12 protein-coding genes are annotated in these 15,308 nt (G+C 64.4%); 8 read left to right on the top strand and 4 right to left on the bottom strand.

Annotated elements, in window-relative coordinates; translation table 11 throughout:
• Nucleotides 1–160 precede the first annotated feature (160 nt).
• Entirely contained in the window at nucleotides 161–1,210 is a 1,050-nt protein-coding gene (locus DRF71_RS13215; protein WP_112310962.1) for a GntR family transcriptional regulator, read from the top strand.
• Entirely contained in the window at nucleotides 1,210–2,394 is a 1,185-nt protein-coding gene (locus DRF71_RS13220) for an ABC transporter substrate-binding protein (RefSeq protein ID WP_112310963.1), read from the top strand. Before DRF71_RS13215 ends, DRF71_RS13220 begins: the two co-directional genes overlap by 1 nt.
• A gap of 25 nt (nucleotides 2,395–2,419) precedes the next feature.
• On the opposite strand, the gene DRF71_RS13225 is transcribed toward DRF71_RS13220, so the two are convergent.
• Complete coding sequence (locus tag DRF71_RS13225) at nucleotides 2,420–3,181, bottom strand: DeoR/GlpR family DNA-binding transcription regulator (RefSeq protein WP_112310964.1); 762 nt, start codon at nucleotides 3,179–3,181, stop codon at nucleotides 2,420–2,422.
• A 162-nt stretch (nucleotides 3,182–3,343) separates the two neighbouring features.
• Between DRF71_RS13225 and DRF71_RS13230 the strand changes: the two genes are divergently transcribed.
• The 3 genes from DRF71_RS13230 (at nucleotide 3,344) to eutH (ending at nucleotide 7,976) form a co-directional block, all read left to right on the top strand.
• A complete protein-coding gene (locus DRF71_RS13230; RefSeq protein ID WP_112310965.1) occupies nucleotides 3,344–4,252 on the top strand; it encodes a phosphotransferase in 909 nt (302 codons plus the stop codon).
• Entirely contained in the window at nucleotides 4,252–6,708 is a 2,457-nt protein-coding gene (locus DRF71_RS13235; protein ID WP_112310966.1) for a GcvT family protein, read from the top strand. Before DRF71_RS13230 ends, DRF71_RS13235 begins: the two co-directional genes overlap by 1 nt.
• 71 nt (nucleotides 6,709–6,779) lie before the next feature.
• Nucleotides 6,780–7,976 carry an ethanolamine utilization protein EutH gene (gene eutH / locus DRF71_RS13240; RefSeq protein ID WP_112310967.1) on the top strand — a complete coding sequence of 399 codons (1,197 nt, stop codon included), beginning with the start codon at nucleotides 6,780–6,782 and terminating at the stop codon, nucleotides 7,974–7,976.
• Between the two features lie 31 nt (nucleotides 7,977–8,007).
• Here the strand turns inward: eutH and DRF71_RS13245 are convergent, their stop codons facing one another.
• Both DRF71_RS13245 and DRF71_RS13250 read right to left on the bottom strand, forming a co-directional pair.
• Nucleotides 8,008–9,315: an NtaA/DmoA family FMN-dependent monooxygenase gene (locus DRF71_RS13245; RefSeq protein ID WP_112310968.1), complete on the bottom strand. Its 1,308-nt coding sequence runs from the start codon at nucleotides 9,313–9,315 to the stop codon at nucleotides 8,008–8,010.
• 68 nt (nucleotides 9,316–9,383) lie between these two features.
• Nucleotides 9,384–11,465 carry a TonB-dependent receptor gene (locus DRF71_RS13250; RefSeq protein WP_112310969.1) on the bottom strand — a complete coding sequence of 694 codons (2,082 nt, stop codon included), beginning with the start codon at nucleotides 11,463–11,465 and terminating at the stop codon, nucleotides 9,384–9,386.
• Between the two features lie 216 nt (nucleotides 11,466–11,681).
• On the opposite strand from DRF71_RS13250, the gene DRF71_RS13255 reads away from it, so the two are divergent.
• Entirely contained in the window at nucleotides 11,682–12,482 is an 801-nt protein-coding gene (locus tag DRF71_RS13255) for an IclR family transcriptional regulator (protein WP_232831491.1), read from the top strand.
• On the opposite strand, the gene DRF71_RS13260 is transcribed toward DRF71_RS13255, so the two are convergent.
• On the bottom strand, nucleotides 12,473–13,267 hold the full coding sequence (locus tag DRF71_RS13260; protein WP_112311315.1) for an ABC transporter ATP-binding protein: 795 nt from the start codon (nucleotides 13,265–13,267) through the stop codon (nucleotides 12,473–12,475). The two genes, DRF71_RS13255 and DRF71_RS13260, sit on opposite strands and share 10 nt — an antisense overlap.
• Before the next feature lie 194 nt (nucleotides 13,268–13,461).
• Here DRF71_RS13260 and DRF71_RS13265 point away from each other — a divergent pair, with 194 nt between their 5' ends.
• Nucleotides 13,462–14,325: a siderophore-interacting protein gene (locus DRF71_RS13265; RefSeq protein ID WP_198672196.1), complete on the top strand. Its 864-nt coding sequence runs from the start codon at nucleotides 13,462–13,464 to the stop codon at nucleotides 14,323–14,325.
• 9 nt (nucleotides 14,326–14,334) lie between these two features.
• Nucleotides 14,335–15,282, top strand: coding sequence for a Fe2+-enterobactin ABC transporter substrate-binding protein (gene fepB / locus DRF71_RS13270; protein WP_112310971.1), 948 nt, complete (start codon nucleotides 14,335–14,337; stop codon nucleotides 15,280–15,282).
• Nucleotides 15,283–15,308 lie beyond the last annotated feature (26 nt).

Here is a 15,308-nt window from a genome sequence, read left to right on the forward strand (position 1 = left end):
AGGCTTAGGATGCAATGCACAATTTTGTTCTGGAAACAGAAGGCGCATGGTCGCATAATCGCGGATCTGTGCCGGATATGCCTGTTTTGCAGGCAAAATCCGGCGGGGTCTGTCCGGAACTGAGCGGCTATTGTATTCGTTAGACAAGAGGTCGGGGCAAATGCGCGGGACCGCCGCCGAATCCACCCTCATGCAGGCCAGCCCGGATATGCCGGCGCTGGCGGCAGGGTCGCGGCCGGCCTTTCTCTATGTCTCGATTCGTGATCTCCTGGCGCGCAAGATCGGGGCGGGCGAATTCCCGCCCGGCACCGTGCTGAAAGAGGCGCCGGTCGCCGGTCAGCTGGGGGTCAGCCGGGCACCGGTGCGGCGCGCGCTGGCGATGCTGGCCGAGGCGGGGCTGATCCGTGACACTGGCGGCCAGGGCTACAAAGTGGGCCAGGCCGAGCCGCTGCAGCTGCCCTTGCGCCGCCTGCATCAGATTCTGACCGGCGAGCCGGAGGAGATCGACCGCTCGCCGTCATGGGAGCGGATTTTCGAACAGGTACGCGAGGTGATCACCGCCGCCATGCCCTTCGGGTCCTGGCGGATCCAGGAAGAGGCGCTCGGGGGGCATTTCCATGTCAGCCGCACCGTTGCGCGCGAGGTGCTCTGGCGCCTGATGGACCGCCGCCTTGTCGTCAAGGACAGCAAATCGCACTGGATCGTCGGCCAGATGACCGCGCGCGACCTGCGCGAGACGCTGGAAATGCGCGCGCTGATGGAGCCGGCGGCGCTGGTCCTGGCCCTGCCGGCACTGGATCGCGCCTGGCTGGCCGGGCTCGAGGCGCAGGTCGCCGCGCTGATCCGGGCCTTTCCCGCCGTTGATCCGCAGGCGCTGGACGCGCTGGATCAGGCCATGTTCCAGGAAATGTTTCTGGGTCTGAGGAATTCCCGCCTGCTGGCCTCGATCCGCCGCAACCAGATCTCGCTGGTGGTGCCGCATCTCTTCCGGCAGCATTTTCCGCTGACCGATGACCTTGCCGCGTTGCAGGATTACGCGCGGATCCTGCATCATCTGGGCCGGGGCGAGGGCGAGGCCGCCCAGGTCCTGATGCGCAGCCATCTGTTGCGGATCGGGCGGCTGACACTGGCGCGGCTCCGGGTGCTGTCGCTTTTACCGCCACCGCATCAGGTGGCCTGGATGATCCCGGTGCATCAGGGGGGTGCCTGATGGCCGCTGTGCTGCGCGTGATCGGAACGCCTGCGACGCTGACACCCGAGCTTTGCGCCCGTGCGGAGGCCGATCTGCCGTTCCGCATTCAGTTCGAGGTGCTGGACGGGCTGGATTGTCAGCGCCGGGGCGTGATGGCTCCGGACAGTTTCGACGTCTATGATCAGTGGTTCCACTCGCTCGATCTGTTGTGGACAGCCGCCTCGATCCGACCGATCGACACAGCGCGGCTGATCCGCTGGCCAGAGGTGACCATCGCCGGAACGAGGCCGGGGGGCAGCCAGGGGCAGCCAGGCACCTGGCCCGGCAGCCAGCTTTATGTGCAGCCGGATCGCAGCCTTGCCGCGCAGCCACAACCCGGAGGCGCGCCGCAAATATCCATGTTGCCAACCACTTATAACGTAGACAGTTTCGTCTGGACGCCGGAACTCGCTGCTTTGCGCGTGGCGGGAGAGCCCGAAAGCTGGGCCTGGCTGCTGGACGGACGCTGGCATGGTCGCGCCGCTCTGGCTGCCGATCCTGCCGCGAGTGTGGTCGAACTTGCGCTGGCGGCGCGGGCGGCGGGCCTCGTCGATATCGCCGATCCCGGCGACCTGACCATCGAAGAGACCGACGCGCTTTTCGCGGTGTTGATGCCGCTGCGCCGCTCGGGCCATTTCGCGCGTTTCTGGGCGACGTCCGAGGATGCGGTGCGGCTGATGACGCCCTCGGGCAGCGGGGCAGGGCCGGTAATTGCCGCGCTGTGGTCGCCCGCCTTCTATGCGATGCGCGCCATGGGGCGCGACCTGCGCTATGCGGCGCCGTCCGAAGGGTATCGCGGCTGGCATTCCGGGCTTTGCCTTTCCGCCGCGCTGTCGGGCGAGCGGCTCGATATGGCCTATGCCTGGCTTAACTGGTGGCTGGACGGTGTTCCCGGCGCGATCATGGCGCGCCAGGGCTATTACATGTCGGTGGTCGAGCCGCTGCGCGAGACGCTGAGCCCCGCCGAATGGGCTTTCTGGTATGCCGGCGAGGCGGCGGGCGAAGACCTTCCCGGTGGCGGCGGGCAGATCGTGGTTCGCAAGGGCGAGCGCCGTGAGGGTGGCAGCTATCAGGAGCGCGTCGCCCGCATCGCGGTCTGGTCAACCATCATGCCCGAACACAATTACCTCATCCGTCGCTGGCGCGATTTTATTGGCGACTGAGCGGGCTGTCAGGCCCTGACATGGTTCAGTCACCGGCCCGGACGGTCACCTCCGCTGCCGCCAGCGCTGCTGCGAGATCCCCGGGCGGGGGCGTGTCACAGATCACCTCGTCAATCGAGCCGAAGCCACAGACCTGCACCAGCCCCTGGACTCCGAATTTCGTCGCATCCGTCACCACCACCCGCCGGCGCCCGCAGCGCAGCACCGCATGGGCGAATTCCGCCTCCTCCAGATCGTAATCCATCACCCCCGTCAGAGCATCAATCGCCCCGGCCGAGATCACCGCATGATCGACGCTGAACCGGCTGACAAAATCTATCGCCGAGACCCCGAAGGAGGCGCCACTATCGCTCCGCAACCTGCCACCCGCCATATAGACCTGGTTGCCGTTCACCGTCGCCAGTGTGCGGGCAATGTCTGAAGAATTCGTCACCACCGTCAGCTGATGATGCTGCAAAAGCGCGCGGGCCAGCAGGCTGGTCGTCGTGCCACAATCCAGCATCACCGAATCCCCGTCGCGGATCGTCGCGGCGGCGCGGCGCGCCACCACGTCCTTGGCGAGCCGGTTCTCGCGCATCCGCCGGTCATAGGGCGCCTCGCGCAGCGCCGAGGCGAGCCCGACCATGCCATGCATCCGCACGATCTCGCCCCGCGTGGCCAGCAGCTTCACATCGCGCCGGATCGTCTCTGCCGAGACGCAAAGAAGCGTCGCCAGATCGTTGATTCCGACCGTTCCCCGCTGGGAAAGCAGGGTCAGAATATGCGTGTGGCGGGGGGAATGATCCATAAAAGCCCTGACCCTGTGACCGATTGCACATCTTTGGCGGGTGTTTCTGCCCGCTTCCACAGTAATCAGTCAAATTCGGGCATAAATCCACATTTTTGTTGACGCAACCGATCCGACCCCGCCAGTCTTTCCCATCATGCGGCGCAAGACTGCAGGGGGCATATGACCGGAGAGACAAGAATTCCGCCGGAAAAGGCGGCGCTGATCGGGGCGCTGCCATTATGGCAGGGCGAGATCAGCATCGCGCCGCTGCTGGGCGGCATCAGCAATGAAAGCTGGCTGGTGCGGGATGCGGCGGGCGGCCATGTGGTGCGGTTCGGCAAGGATTACACGTTCCACCATGTGATCCGGGAGCGGGAGATTATGACCGCCCGCGCCGCCGAGGCTGCGGGCTTCGCGCCGGCGGTGGAATATGCCGGCCCGGGTGTGATGGTCAGCCGCCACCTGAGCGCGCATACGTTCAACGCCGCTGACGTGCGCGGTACTATCGAAGGCGTCGCGCGGCTGATCGGTGATTTCCACCGCGAGATGGGGCGCCATGTCACGGGGCCGGGTTTCATCTTCTGGCCCTTCCATGTGATCCGCGATTACGCCCGCACCCTGCGCGAAGGAGGCAGCCGCAAGACCGCAGACCTGCCGCGCTATCTGAGCCTTGCCGATGAACTGGAGGCGGCGCAGATCCCGCTGCCGATCATCTTCAGCCATAATGATCTGCTTCCGGCGAATTTCCTCGATGATGGCAGCCGGCTCTGGCTGATTGATTTTGAATATGCCGGGTTCTCGACCGCGATGTTCGATCTGGCCGGTGTCTCGTCGAATGCCGGTTTCAGCGAGGCCGAGACCCGCGTGCTGCTTCGGGCCTATTTCGGCGAAGATCCCTCGCCGGGCCTTTTGCGCGCCATGGCGGCGATGCAATGCGCCAGCCTCTTGCGGGAGGCGATGTGGAGCATGGCGTCAGAGCTGTATCTGAACGCCCCCGGCACCGATTACCCCGCCTATACCGAAGAAAACCTCGCGCGGCTTGAGACCGCGCTGGACCATTACCGCAGCCTTTACGGAAAGATATCCTGATGTCGCAGACCCTGCCCGCACATGCTCAGATCGTGGTGATCGGGGGCGGCATTATCGGCTGCTCGACCGCCTATCACCTGGCGCGCGACCATAAGGCGGATGTGATCCTGCTGGAACAGGGCAAGATCACATCGGGATCGACCTGGCATGCGGCGGGGCTGGTGGGGCAGCTGCGGTCTTCGGCCTCGATCACCAAAGTTCTGAAATATTCCGTTGATCTGTATAAGACCCTTGCCGCCGAGACCGGGCTTGAGACCGGCTGGAAGATGACCGGCTGTCTGCGGCTGGCGACCAATGAGGATCGCTGGACCGAATATCGCCGCCTTGCCACCACCGCGAAAAGCTTTGGTATGGAGATGCATCTCGTCTCGCCGGAAGAGGTGAAACGGATGTGGCCGCTGATGGATGTCTCGGATTTGGTTGGCGCCTCCTGGCTGCCGACCGACGGGCAGGCAAGCCCTTCGGATATCACGCAATCGCTGGCCAAAGGCGCCAGGATGCATGGCGCGAAGCTGGTGGAAAATGTCCGCGTTACCGGCTTTCAGATGGACGGCAACCGCATCACGGCGGTCGAGACTGACCAGGGCGTGATTGCCTGCGAGAAGGTTGTCAATTGCGGCGGCCAATGGGCGCGGCAGATCGGGGCGAAGGCGGGCGTCAACGTGCCGCTGCAACCGGTGAAACACCAATATATCGTGACGGAGAAGATCGAGGGCCTGGCCTCGGATGCGCCGACGCTGCGCGACCCGGACCGGCGCACCTATTTCAAGGAAGAAGTCGGTGGTCTGGTGATGGGCGGCTATGAGCCGAACCCGCAACCTTGGCATACGGGGCTGCCCGGCGGCGATGTGCCGGATCAGTTCGCCTTCCAGCTGTTTGATGATGATTTCGATCATTTTGAACAGCATATGACGCAAGCCATCGCCCGGGTACCGAAGCTTGCCGAAACCGGCCTCAAGCAGATGATCAACGGGCCGGAAAGCTTCACGCCGGACGGGAATTTCATCCTCGGCCTCGCCCCGGAATGCGCCAATATGTTCGTGGGCGCGGGGTTCAATGCCTTTGGCATCGCAAGCGGAGGCGGCGCCGGCTGGGCGCTGGCGGAATGGGTGATGCGGGGCGAGGCGCCGCTGGATCTCTGGTCGGTCGATATCCGCCGCTTCTCGGGGCTGCACCGCGACCGGGCCTGGGTCGAGGAACGCACGCTCGAGGCTTACGGCAAGCATTACACCATCGGCTTCCCGCATGAGGAATACACGAGCGGGCGGCCCCGCATCACCTCGCCGCTGTTTGCGCGGCTGAAAGATCATGGCGGGGTGTTCGGATCGAAACTCGGATGGGAGCGACCGAACTGGTTCGCAGGCCAGGGTGAGGAGCCGCGCGATATCTATTCGATGGGCCGTCAGAACTGGTTCGGGGCCGTGGGCCGCGAGCACCGGCTGGTACGCGAAGGGGTCGGTATTTTCGACCAGTCGTCCTTCGCGAAATATGAGGTGACGGGGGCAGGGGCGGCGGCGGCGCTGGAGCTGATCTGTGCGAATACCGTCGCGAAAGCGCCGGGGCGGCTGACCTATACCCAGATTCTGAATTCGCGCGGCGGTATCGAATGCGATCTGACCGTGGCGCGGCTGGCGGAGGACCGGTTCTATATCGTGACCGGAACGGGGTCCCGCACCCATGACCTCGCCTGGATTGCCGAACATCTGCCTCTGGGCGATGTGGCGATCCGCGATGTCACCGAGGATTATGGCACGCTGTCGCTGATGGGGCCGAAGGCACGCGATGTGCTGGCCTCGGTTACCGGCGCGGATGTGTCGAATGCCGGTTTCCCCTTTGGCGCGGTGCGGCTTTTGGACATTGCCGGCCACCAGGTCCGCGCGCTGCGGGTCACCTATGTGGGCGAGCTGGGATGGGAGCTGCATGTGCCCCTTGCCGGCACCGGCGATGTGTTCGACGCGCTGATGGCGGCGGGCGCGAAGCATGGCATCCGTCCGACCGGTTACCGCGCGATTGAGAGCCTGCGGCTGGAAAAAGGCTACCGTGCCTGGGGCTCGGATATCACCCCGAATGACAATCCGTTCGAGGCGGGTCTGGGCTGGGCGGTCAAGCTGAAATCCGGCACCGATTTCATCGGGCGTGCGGCCTGTGTGACGGCGGCGGCGGCGCCGCTGGTGAAACGGCTGGCGGGCTTCACCACCGACAACCCCGATGTGGTGCTGCTGGGCCGCGAGACCATCCTGAGGGATGGCGTTCCGGTCGGCTATCTGACGAGCGGAGGCTATGGTTACAGCCTGCAAACACCCATCGGCTTTGGCTATGTCCGCAATGATGAGGGCGTCAGCGACGCCTTCCTGCAAACGGGCCGCTATGAGCTGGTCGTCGCCAATGAGACCTGGCCCGCGAAACTGCATCTCGACCCGCTTTACGACCCGGGCTCGTTACGCGTCAAAGCATAAGACCCAAAGGCCGGGCCCGTCGTGGTCCGGCCTTTTATCAATGAAAACAATAATCAACAGGAGGGACAGCAATGGCTTCCATTGGAACATATATTATCTGGCTGATCATGGTCTGCGCCGTTCTCGGTGCGATTGCCGCGATCCACGACCCTGAAAAGGGGCTTGGAAAAGAGTTCACCGAAGGTCTGCATTCCATCGGCCCGATCTTTATTCCCGTGGCCGGCATCATGGCCGCGATCCCCTATCTTTCACATTTTATCGAATTCGCCGCCGGGCCTTTGTTCGCGCTGGTCGGAGCCGACCCGTCGATTGCCGCGACCACGGTGATCGCGGGCGATATGGGCGGCTATCAGCTGGCCGACAGCCTGGCGCAGACGCGTGAGGCCTGGACGATTGCGACCGTGGTGGGCTTCATGTCGGGGGCGACGATCATCTTCTCGATCCCGGTGGGCCTCGCCATGCTGAAAAAGGCGGACCACAAATATATGGCGCTGGGGATCATGTCGGGGATCCTGTCGGTGCCGATCGGGGTGCTGATCTCCTGCACGGTGATTGCGCTGTCGGGTCTGGATATCCGCCCGGATGTCTCGACCGCATCTGATGCCAGCTTCGCCCTGACGCTGGGCTTTGGCGAGATTTTCCGCAACCTGTTGCCGCTGATCATTTTCTGCGTGGCAATTGCCCTGGGGCTGCGCTTTGCGCCGGATGCGATGATCACCGGATTTCTCTGGTTCGGAAAGATCATGTATGCCGGGATCACCCTGGTGCTGGTGGCCTCGATTGTTGAATATTTCACCGGCTTCTTCACCAATGTCTTCGGGTATTGGGGCTTTGACCCGATCATCGCGGATGAGGCCGACCAGTTCCGCGCGCTGGAAGTGGCGGGCTATATCGGCATCATGCTCGCCGGCGCCTTCCCGATGGTCTACCTTTTGACCAAATACCTCGCGAAACCGATGGAGGTGCTGGGCGCGAAGATCGGCGTGGCGCCCGAGGGTGCGGCGGGGTTGCTGGCGGCCTGTGCCAATATCCTTGCGATGTTCCGCCTGGTCGAAAAGATGCGGCCGCGCGACAAGGTTGTGGCGATTGCCTTTGCCGTTTGCGCCGCCTTCACCTTCGGCGATCACCTTGCTTTCACGGCGAATTTCCAGCCGACGCTGATCGCGCCGCTGATCCTTGGCAAACTCCTTGGCGGTGTGGCCGGGTTCATCCTGGCGGTCTGGCTCTCGGTCCCGAAAGCCGAGGCGCTGGCGGCGGCAGAGCGCTGAAACCCGTCCCGTCCGGCCAGGCCGGGCGGGGTCATTCCTCGGTCAGATGCGAGAACAGCGTCTGACCCTGGTAATTCCGGCGGAAGCGGCCATCTTCCACCAGACGCGGCACAAGGTCTTCCAGCGTCAGGCGCAGCGATTCCGGCGCGCCGCCCGGCACGGCTATAAAGCCGTCAATTGCGCCGGCCTCATGCCAGGCGGCGATCTCGATGGCGGCATCTTCGGGCGTGCCGATGATCTGCCAATGCACCGAGGACAGGATCTCGGGCCGCGCCAGCAGCTGCGCAACGGTGGGGCTGTCGGCCTCGACGATATGCCTGAGCAGCGCGCAATGGCTGGGCGAGCGCTGTGAATTATGCGCTTTCGGCAGATCGGCCAGCGTCACCTTACGGTCATCGGGCCAGGTGGAGAGGTCAATGCCGGTCGCCTCCTGCACCCGCTGGATGCGCTGCGCGCGGGTGACGCGGCGGTGATTGGCCTGAAACAAAGCGCGGGCCTCATCGCGTGACTTTCCCAGATAGAGGCTGAGGCCCGGCAAGAGCCGCACATTCTGCGGTGCGCGCCGATGCGCCAGGGCGCGGGCGGAAAGCGCCTCGCGCATCCGGCTGGCCGAGGCCAGATCCGGCGTCATCCCGAACACCATATCGGCGACCTGACCGGCGAAATCGACACCGGTGGCCGAGCCGCCCGCCTGCATCAGCGGCAGGCCAGGGCCGGGAAAGGCGGGCAGGTTCAATGGCCCCTGAACCTCAAACCCCGGGCCGCGATGGTTGATCGGCAGGATCAGATCGGTATCGGCATAGCGCCCGGCGTCGCGGTCGATCAGCAGGGCATCCGCCGGAAAACTGGCCCAGAGCCGGCGCACCACTTCGGTGAATTCGGCCGCGCGGGCATAGCGGGCCTCTGACGAGGGCATCTCGGAGACGCCGAAATTCTCATTGCCCTGCAAGGCGGTAACCACATTCCAGCCGGCGCGGCCCTGGCTCAGCCAATGCAGCGACATCAGTTGACGGGCCGCCAGATAGGGATGGCCGAATGTCGTGGAAATCGTGGTGATCAGCCCGATTTTCGCCGTGTCGCGCGCGATCGAGGTCATCAGCAGCGTCGCGTCCAGGCTGGAAAAGCCGAAGGACTGCTCCATCACCGGCAGCGGCAGAAAGCTCGCATCCGGGCGGAAGACGAAATCGAGATGCGCCGCCTCGGCCGCCCGGGCGGTCGCCAGCGCGAAATCGCTGGAATAGAGCCCCTCGATACCGCTGCCGGGAAGGCGCCAGCCCTCACCCGAAAGCCATGTTGGCGCAAGGGAAATGCCGATGCAGAGTTTCGGTCGGAGCTTCATCGCCCTGCCTGTCTTTCATTGAATGACCGGCCCGGGTCCGGGCCGGTCATGGTGTCTGTGCGCGCGGCTCAGAACGTGCCGCGAATGCCGATGCCGAACATCCGGGGCGAGGTCATCGAGCCTTGCGTGAACAAGACCGTGCCGCGCGCCGGTTCCAGCAAAGTGGGCGTACGCTCGTCAAACAGGTTGTTCACAAAGCCATAGACTTCGAGATTGTCCCGGACCTTATAGCTGGCATGGATATCGACCAGGGTGTAATTGTCCACCTCATAGGCCGGGGTATTGGCGGTATTGGAATAATATCCATCGGTAAACCGCGCCTGGCCGCCCAGCGAGAAGCGGTCGGTCACATCCCATTGGGCCCCCAGCGAAATGGTTTTGCCGGGGGAGCGGGCAAAATCATTGCCCTCCCAGCCCGGGAAGGCCGACATTTCCCTGATCTCGGTTTTCAGCAGCCCGGCGCTTGCCCGCAGCGTCAGCGTGTCGATGGGGCGGTAATCCATCGAAACCTCAAGCCCGTAAGCATTGGCCTTTTCCGCATTCACCGTCTGTACGTGGGTCATGCCGCCAACCAGCTGCGAGATGCTGTGCTGTTGGTTCTTGTAATCCATGTAGAACAGGTTTCCGGTCAGGAAGAGCCGGTCTTCCATCAGGTTCGCGCGGCTGAACAGCTCGTAATTCCACACGGTTTCCGCATCGAATTTGGTCCAGGATTTTGTGCCCTGGAAATCCAGCGAGACGCCGCCCGGGTTATAGCCCTTGGAGATCACCGCGCCGAGCGTCCAGTCCGGAGTTGCCGCATAGGACAGGGCGAGCTTGGGCAGCACTTCCTCGAATGTATGCTCGTAATCGACATCGCTATTGGCAAAGAAGGGCGAAACATCGCCCTGGCGCCGCAGATGGTCGCGCTGATAGCGCAGCCCGCCGGTCAGGGTCCATTGCTGGTCGATGCGCCAGCTGAGTTCGCCGTAAACGCCCAGTTGGTTCTTCTTGTCGTTGAAGGTCGAGATGCCGCCCTGGTTCAGCCATTCATCCTGATCGGCATAGGCGATGTAAAGCCCGGCCACGCCGGAAAGCACATCCTCGGGGGTGCCGAAGGTCAGCTTGCTTTCATTCGAGTAATTGTCGCGCCACATATTCGCGTCGCCGGCGGTCGGCGTGCCGACACGGCGTTCGACCGTCGAGGAAGACATCTCGAATTTGTTGTTCAGCGAGATGCCGTTGCCGAGATCGTAGTCGATATCAATGATGCCGGTATCGGTGACCTGATCCCAGCCCGGCATCCAGATCGTGGTCGAACGCAGATCGCTGTATTCCGGATCCGGTGCGGCACCCTCGGCGCTTGGCCGGGTCACATCGGCACGGCTATAGGTGAGTTTCACCGAGAGCCCGTCGATATCGGCTGGCTCCCAGAGGAATTTCACCCGCCCGGTCAGATTGCTGAAATCCTGGCCGATCTCGTTCTGGGTAAAACGCGGGCTGACATAGTCGATAAAGGTGTCGCGGGCCGAATAGTCCAGCGCGACGCGCACCGCCAGCTGGTCATTGATCGGCCCCGACCAGGCGAATGACGCCCGGCGTTGTTTGTAATTGCCGAATTCCAGCCGGTAGGCGCCTTCGGGCGTCCAGCTCGGGTCTTTGGTGTTGACGATGATCGCGCCGCCAATGGCATTGGCGCCCTGGCTGGTGGTCTGGGGGCCGCGGAAGACCTCGACGCTTTCGACATCCCAGGTGGCGGCGCCGCCGAAATACAGCTCGGCCCAGCTGAGGTAATGGCCGTCGAGATTGATCGTGGCGCGCGGCAGGGCGCCGGCAAAGAAGGCGGTGGCGCCGGTATGCGGGCCCTCGGCATTCTGGCCACGGATCACCGGGGTCGAAACATTGTCGGCATAGGTGACGTTCGGCGTGCCGGCCAGCACGTCATGCACATCATCCTTGCCCGGCTTCTCGCGTGCAAGCTCTTCGGCGGTCAGCAGGGTGACCGAGGAGGCGGTGCCCTTGAGGTCGCGAAGCTGCTTTTCGCCGGTGAGGTAGATGGTGCCCAGCTCGGCGGGTTCTTCCTGCGCATGGGCGGGTGCGGCCGCAAGGGCTGCGATGATGGAAAGCAGGCTGGCCCCTCGCGCCAGCCGGCCGGGATATCTGTTCGGCATGGTGTTCCCCGATCTCTGGTGAAGCACATGCGGAGGCGGGCGAGGGAGCTGGCGGCATATGACTCGTTCCGCATTGCATAACGTGTCATGCAAGTCAATTCAGCTGCGCGGCCATAGCCCTTTACCGCAGGCCGGCTGACGCACTAAGGTCACGCCAGAGCGCGCGGCCCTGACAGCCGGCGGGATACCCGAGGCAGAGGACTCCCCAGGGCGATGATGGAATTCGAGCTGTTCCCCGATGAGGATGCCGGCGGAGGTGACGCAAAGCGCATCACCACGATCCAGTCGATCTCGGTCGCGATGCGCTTTCTGAACATCCTTGCCACGGCCGAGCGCGCCCTGCCGCTGGGGGAGCTGGCGCGGCTGTCGCGCACCGGTCGGTCAACCGCGCATCGCTACATGCAGAGCCTCGTGAAAGAGGGGCTGGCGGTGCAGGATCCGGTTTCCAGCCATTACGACCTGGGCGCAGCGGCTTTGTCGATTGGGATCGCGGCCTTGCGCCGGGTCGATGCGGTCGAGATGGCCGGGATCCAGATGAAGCAGCTTGCGGGCAATCATGCGATCAGCGGTGGCGTGGCGATCTGGACGGAACGCGGCCCCACCCTGGTGCGCTGGTATCGCAGCGCGCTTTTCGCGATCTCTCCGGTGCAGCTGGGCGACGTGTTGCCCATCGACAATTCCGCCTGCGGTCAGGTCTTTCAGGCCTTCCTGCCGCGCGCCACAATCGAGGCTGCGCGCCGCATCCAGCCCCCGGCTTTTGCCGGCGATCCGGTGCCGCGCCCGCAGATCGAGAAGATCCGCCGCGAGGGTTGGGCCGAGCTGAGCAACCACCTTTTGTCCGGCGTGACCGGCCAGGCCGCGCCGGTTCTCGACGCCCAGGGAGAGCTGAGCTGCGTGGTCACAACGGTGACCGATCTGGGCAAGCTGAATGCGCCGGGTGACCGGCTGGCGCTACAGGATGTGGCCCGGCTGATCAACCGCGCAACCGGTGGGCAAAGCGTGCTGGATCAGGTCTGATCCGTCTTGCGCGGATGCGGCACCACCATCGGGCGCCCGGTCAGCGGATCGGGCATCACCAGTGCCGGAAGGTCGAAGACATCGCGCATGAGGTCCGGCGTCACGATCTGATCCGGGGCGCCGGTCGCCACGATCTGCCCCTCGCGCATGGCGATCAGATGAGTGGCGTAGCGGAAGGCGAGGTTCAGCTCATGCAGCACCGCCACCACCGTGCGCCCCTCGCGGTTCAGCCGGGCCAGCAACTCCAGCAGATCGACCTGATGCACGATGTCCAGGAATGTCGTCGGCTCGTCCAGAAGCAGGATCGGCGTCTCTTGCGCCAGTGCCATTGCGATCCAGACCCTTTGCCGCTGCCCGCCCGAAAGCTCCGCCACTGGCCGGTCGGCAAGGTCTTCGGTGCCGGTATCGTGCAGCGCGCGGGCCAGCGCCGCCTCATCCGCCGGTGACCATTGCCTGAGAAAGCTCTGATGCGGGAAGCGCCCCCGTGCCACCAGGTCCGAGACCGTGATGCCATCCGGCGCGATGGGGGATTGCGGCAAGAGACCCAGTCGTCGCGCCACCTCGCGCGAGGGGAGCTCGTGGATCGCCTTGCCATCCAGCACCACCCGCCCGCGCTCTGGCTGCAACAGCCGCGACAGCGCCCTGAGAAGGGTCGATTTCCCGCAGGCATTCGGCCCGACCACCACGGTGAAAGACCGGTCCGGCACGCTGAGCGACAGGTCGCGTGAAATCACCCGCGCCTCGTAGCGCAGCGTGATCTCTTCGGCGCTCAGGCGGTCTGTCATCGCTTTCTCCTGTTCCCGGATCGGCGGCGCGGGGATTTTTGGCCGGCCATCCGTATTGCATTGCAGGACGTGCTCTGCAATATGGGAGGCAGCCATGCCATCCCGGCCAAGCGCCGGCGGCGAGCCATTTCCCGACATGCGATGCGTCCGAAAGGGGCGGCGAGACCCCGTCCGGGACGGCGAAGGAGAGCAGCATGACCGCAAGCAATAGCGAGTCCGTCGAAGACCGCAGCGGGATTCTCGAAGAAGACGACCATATGCGCGGAATGGAGCGCATCGCGATGGAGGTCGTCCGGGTCACTTACCCCTTCGCCTCGGTCGCGCGGGTGACCGGGCGGATCGCGCCGCTGGACCCCGCCCCCTGGATGCCGCCGAACCAGGCCGTGCGCATCGCGGTCGAGGAGCCTGCCGGTCAGCGCCCCGTAGTGCGGGTCTATACGATCCGCAGCTTTGATCCGGTGACGAGCCAGGTTGAAATCGACTTCGTGATCCATGAGGATGACAGCCCCGCCATGCGCTGGCTGCGCGCGGCAAAGCCGGGCACGGTGCTGCCGATGATCGGCCCGCGCCAGCATTTCATCCCGCTGCCCTCGGGCGACAAACGCGCAGCGATCTTTGCCGATGAAACCGCGATTCCGGCCGTTTATGCGATTCTGAAGGCCTGGCCCGCCGGTTTGCAGGGCGAGGCCTGGATCGAGACCCCCGACCACGCCGCGTTTGAGGAACTGCCGCGTCCCGAGGGGGTGAGGCTGCATCTTTTGCTGCGCCCCGCCGGGGTGGCGCCGGGCAGCGGCAAGTACCTGATCGGGGCCGCGAAGGCGCTGCCGGACCCCGCCGGCTGGACCGTCTGGGCCGCCGGCGAGCGGGTCGAGATGCGCGATCTGCGCAACCATCTGCGCGGCGCCGGGGTGGCGCGGGCGGATCTCCAGGTGCTGGGCTACTGGAAAAAGGGCATGAGCAGCTCGGATCTCGACCGGGCGCGGCTGGCGGAATATGAGGCGCTGCGCGCCGAAGGGCTGACGCTGGAAAATGTCGGCGATATCGACCTGCCGGTCTGAGGAGGCCAAATGCTGCGTACTCTGATCCTGGCCGCCTGTTTCCTGCCGTTTCCTGCTTTGGCCGAAGAGGGCTGGCCGCGAACCATCGCACAGCCCGGGAGTGCTTCGGGGGGAGATCTGGTGCTGGACGCGGTGCCGCAGAATATCGCCTCGACCGCGCCCAGCCTGACGGGGATCCTGCTGGCCATCGGCGCGCCGGTGAAAGCGACCTCGACCGCGATGATCGGGCCGCTGACCGATGAGAAGGGCTTTTTCCTGCAATGGGCGGCCGAAGCCGATGCTGCCGGTGTCAGCCTGCTTTACGGCAATCTGACCTTTGACATTGAATCGCTGATCCTCGCCGATCCGGATCTGGTGGTCGCCTCGGCCACTGGTGGCGATTCCATCCTGCCTTTCGTGCCGGAATTGCAGGCCCAGGGCATGAAGGTGCTGGTGATCGACTATTCTTCGGGCGGGTGGGAGGATCTGGCCCGCCAGATCGGTCGCGCCACCGGTCGTGAGGCGGGGGCCGAGGCGGTGATTGCCGATTTCGACCGCAAGGCCGCAGATGTCGCGGCGGGTCTGACCATCCCCGAAGGCAGCGTCAGCATCGTCTCATACAATTTCGGGGGCACCTTCGCGGTCTCGAAACCCACCAGCCCCCAGGCGAAACTGCTGGCGAGCCTTGGCTTCACCGTCACCGGCCTGCCGGAGGTGATGGCGGATCAGACCACCCGCTCGTCGGATTTCGATTTCATCTCGCATGAGAACCTTGCGGCTGCGATCACCGGCCAGGGGGTGTTCCTGCTGAATGGCACCGGGGAAAGCGTCGAGGCCTTTATGGCCGACCCGGTTCTGGCCAATCTGCCGGCGATCAAAACGGGCCAGGTCTGGCCGCTGGGGCCGACCTCGTTCCGGGTCGATTACTATTCCGGCCTCGATATCCTCGCGACGGTCGCGTCCTATTTCACCAAATGACCCGCCGCGGCAGAGGTCAGCGCGGG

It is taken from the genome of Pseudogemmobacter bohemicus (genome assembly GCF_003290025.1).
GTDB lineage: Bacteria > Pseudomonadota > Alphaproteobacteria > Rhodobacterales > Rhodobacteraceae > Pseudogemmobacter > Pseudogemmobacter bohemicus.

Bases quoted from the DNA above. Each gene is read 5' to 3' on its own strand.
- eutH (WP_112310967.1), top strand. From the start codon at position 6,780: ATGGCTTCCATTGGAACATATATTATCTGGCTGATCATGGTCTGCGCC.
- DRF71_RS13245 (WP_112310968.1), bottom strand. From the start codon at position 9,315: ATGAAGCTCCGACCGAAACTCTGCATCGGCATTTCCCTTGCGCCAACA.
- DRF71_RS13265 (WP_198672196.1), top strand. From the start codon at position 13,462: ATGACCGCAAGCAATAGCGAGTCCGTCGAAGACCGCAGCGGGATTCTC.
- DRF71_RS13250 (WP_112310969.1), bottom strand. From the start codon at position 11,465: ATGCCGAACAGATATCCCGGCCGGCTGGCGCGAGGGGCCAGCCTGCTT.
- fepB (WP_112310971.1), top strand. From the start codon at position 14,335: ATGCTGCGTACTCTGATCCTGGCCGCCTGTTTCCTGCCGTTTCCTGCT.
- DRF71_RS13260 (WP_112311315.1), bottom strand. From the start codon at position 13,267: ATGACAGACCGCCTGAGCGCCGAAGAGATCACGCTGCGCTACGAGGCG.
- DRF71_RS13255 (WP_232831491.1), top strand. From the start codon at position 11,682: ATGGAATTCGAGCTGTTCCCCGATGAGGATGCCGGCGGAGGTGACGCA.
- DRF71_RS13225 (WP_112310964.1), bottom strand. From the start codon at position 3,181: ATGGATCATTCCCCCCGCCACACGCATATTCTGACCCTGCTTTCCCAG.
- DRF71_RS13235 (WP_112310966.1), top strand. From the start codon at position 4,252: ATGTCGCAGACCCTGCCCGCACATGCTCAGATCGTGGTGATCGGGGGC.
- DRF71_RS13215 (WP_112310962.1), top strand. From the start codon at position 161: ATGCGCGGGACCGCCGCCGAATCCACCCTCATGCAGGCCAGCCCGGAT.
- DRF71_RS13230 (WP_112310965.1), top strand. From the start codon at position 3,344: ATGACCGGAGAGACAAGAATTCCGCCGGAAAAGGCGGCGCTGATCGGG.
- DRF71_RS13220 (WP_112310963.1), top strand. From the start codon at position 1,210: ATGGCCGCTGTGCTGCGCGTGATCGGAACGCCTGCGACGCTGACACCC.